Annotated in this window: 1 protein-coding gene; it reads right to left on the bottom strand. The window is 74.5% G+C overall.

All coding sequences use genetic code 11. From position 1 onward, the window contains the following. The coding region (locus POF73_RS45615) for an acyltransferase domain-containing protein (protein WP_272125441.1) at window positions 1-2,033 on the bottom strand (2,033 nt) is incomplete at both ends.

Raw genomic sequence — 2,033 nt, 5'->3', positions numbered from 1 at the left:
CAACGGCGGCTGGGCCGAGCGGGAGTCCGTCGGCGTCGGCGCCCGCGAGTCCGGCCAAGGCGAGAACGCCCTCGACGAGGTGTCCTGCGGTCGCCTCCCGGAGCAGGTCGGCGAGCGCGGCACGGTCCGTGCGGGCGCTGCCGGTGACGTGGACGGTGACGACGCGGTCCGGGCCGCCCAGGGCCGTGGTGAGGGTGGTGACCGTCGGGTCGTCGCCGTCCGGATCGCCCGGAAGGACCAGCAGCCGACGGTGGTCGGCCAAGTCCCGTGCGGCGGAAGCCGGTTCGATCGCGGCGGGCTTCCACGCCACCTGGTAGTACAGGGCGTCGACGGCGGTCTGTTGCTGCTGTCGCTTGCGCCAGGAGGCCAGCGCCGGTACGACCGCTCCGATCTGCTCGGCCGCCAGGCCCAGGCTGTGGGTCAGCGCGTCGACGTCCTCGCACTCGACGGCCTCCCAGAAGCGGTCGTCGGCGGTGTCGGCGGCGGTCCGGGCGGATTCCGCGGCCCCGCCCGCGGCTGCGGTGCCGTGGTCGAGCCAGTAGCGCGCGTGCTGGAAGGCGTAGGTCGGCAGCTCCACCGCCCGGGTGGCGGGGGCGGCGCCGAACGCCGGGGACCAGTCGATGTCGACGCCATTGACGTGCAGTTGGGCGAGGGCCGCGTACAGGCTGGGGACCTCGGGACGGTCCTTGCGCAGCGCGGTGACGAGCAGCGGGCCGGGGCCGGCCGCCGGGGCGTCGGTGAGGCAGGCGCGGGCGAGGGCGGTCAGGGTGCCGTCGGCGCCGAGTTCGAGGTAGCGGGTGACGCCCTGCTCCCGCAGGCGGCGTACGTCGTCGGCGAAGCGCACGGGTTGGCGGACGTGGGCGGCCCAGTAGCCGGCCACGCACAGTTCGCCGGGATCGGCCAGGGTGCCGGTGACGTCGGAGACGATCGGGATCTGCGGGCGGTGGTAGGTGAGGCTCTCGGCGACGCGCAGGAAGTCCCGGAGCATCGGTTCCATCAGCGGCGAGTGGAAGGCGTGGCTGACCCGGAGCCGGGTGGTCCGGCGGCCGAGGGCCGCGAAGTGTCCGGCGATGTGCGTGACGCCGCCCTCGGTGCCGGAGACCACGACGGACTGCGGCCCGTTGACGGCGGCGATGCCGACCTCGGCCTCCCGGCCGGCCAGCAGCGGCAGCACCTCCTCCTCCGACGCCTGCACCGCGACCATGGCGCCGCCCTCGGGCAGCGCCTGCATGAGCCGGCCGCGGGCGGCGACCAAGCGGCAGGCGTCCTCCAGGGACCACACGCCCGCGACGTAGGCCGCCGCCAGTTCGCCGATGGAGTGCCCGGCGAGCACGTCGGGGCGAACCCCCCAGGACTCCAGCAGCCGGAACAACGCCACCTCGAAGGCGAACAGGGCGGGCTGGGTGAACTCGGTGCGGTTCAGGGCTTTTTCATCGTCTTCGCCGTCGCCGAAGACGATCTGGCGCAGGCTGCGGCCGAGTTCGTTGTCCAAGTGGGCGCAGACGGCGTCGAACGCCTCCGCGAACACCCCGAAGGTCTCGTACAGTTCGCGGCCCATGCCGAGCCGCTGGGAGCCCTGGCCCGCGAAGAGGAAGGCCAGGCCGCCCTCGGAGTCGGCGGTGCCCACGGCAGCGGCGGGTGAGGGTTCGCCTCGGCCGACGGCCTTCAGAGCGGCGAGGAGGTCGTCGCGGTCCTCGCCGACGACGGCGGCGCGATGCTCGAAGGGAGTCCGGGAGGTGGCGAGCGCGTGCCCCACCACGGCGGGGCTGATCTCCGGGTGGGCCTCGATGTGACCGGCCAGCCGTACGGCCTGCGCACGCAGTGCCTCGTCGCTGCGCCCCGAGACCAGCCAGGGCACGGTGGCCGCGGGGGGCTGCGGAGCGGGTGCAGGCTCGGGGGCGTCGGCGGGGAGCGGCTCCTCCAGGACGACGTGTGCGTTGGTACCGCTGAGCCCGAAGGCGGACACGGCGGCACGGCGCGGCCGGTCCTCCTCCCTCAGCCACTCTCGCTCCTCGGCCAGCAGCTCCACGGCA

This window comes from Streptomyces sp. HD (assembly GCF_028369295.1).
GTDB lineage: Bacteria > Actinomycetota > Actinomycetes > Streptomycetales > Streptomycetaceae > Streptomyces.
The sequence above is the reverse complement of the archived record's forward strand: the minus strand, read 5'-3'. Positions and strand labels throughout refer to the sequence as shown.